The organism is Leisingera sp. G5_S3_59_S7, from assembly GCF_054968485.1.
Genome location: NZ_JBQKUH010000114.1, coordinates 1 through 829, shown reverse-complemented (window position 1 = coordinate 829; position 829 = coordinate 1). Strand labels below are relative to the sequence as shown.

1 protein-coding gene is annotated in these 829 nt (G+C 59.6%); it reads left to right on the top strand.

What is annotated here, in order from left to right:
- Positions 1–63: 63 nt before the first annotated feature.
- On the top strand, positions 64–774 hold the full coding sequence (locus tag ACTRWG_RS22730) for an IS6 family transposase (protein WP_462829987.1): 711 nt from the start codon (positions 64–66) through the stop codon (positions 772–774).
- Positions 775–829 lie beyond the last annotated feature (55 nt).

Genomic DNA, 829 nt, shown 5'->3' with positions numbered 1-829 from the left:
GGGTCCGTTGCATTAACCATCGGGATGTCGGAGACATCGTTGCCCCAGGCTGAGGAGTGAGCGATGTCCCGGCGCAATCCGTTCAAGCGGCACAGGTTTCCGCGCGAGGTCATCCTGTTGGCGGTGCGCTGGTACTGCCGCTACCCGCTTTCGTGCCGGGACGTGCGGGATATGCTTGCCGAGCGGGGTGTTACTGTTGATGCCTCGACGGTTCACCGATGGGTGCGAAAGTTTGGCCCCGAAATCCGGAAACGGGCCCAAGCCCGACACCGCTCCTGGCGCGGGCTGCAATGGCATGTCGATGAGACCTACCTTCGTGTGGGCGGGCGCTGGCGTTACCTTTGGAGGGCCGTGGATCAGTTCGGCCAGCTGATCGATTTCCGCCTGACGGCGCGGCGGGATGCCAAGGCAGCAAGGGCATTTCTGCGCCAGGCGCAAGACACCGTTCGGTGTTATCAGCCGCTTACAATCGTCACCGACAAGGCGCAAAGCTATGCAAAGGTGATCGGCGAGATCAACGGCCGGCTCGGGCCTGATAATGCTATCCGCCACGTTAACCGCAAGTATTTAAACAATAGAATCGAGAGTGATCATGCCGCACTGAAGCAGCGATTGCGCACCATGCGCGGGTTCCAGACACTGGCCGGAGCGAAGGCCGCGCTCGCTGGCATCGAAACTTTCCGCACCATTCGAAAAGGCCAATTCGAGAATTGTGAAACCGGGGTGATCAACGAGATCGCCTTCATCGCCAAACTGTTCCAGGAGGCTGCGTGATAGGCGAGAAAAGCCGACGACAAACACAGCCCTCTGCTGTTAATGCAACGGACCC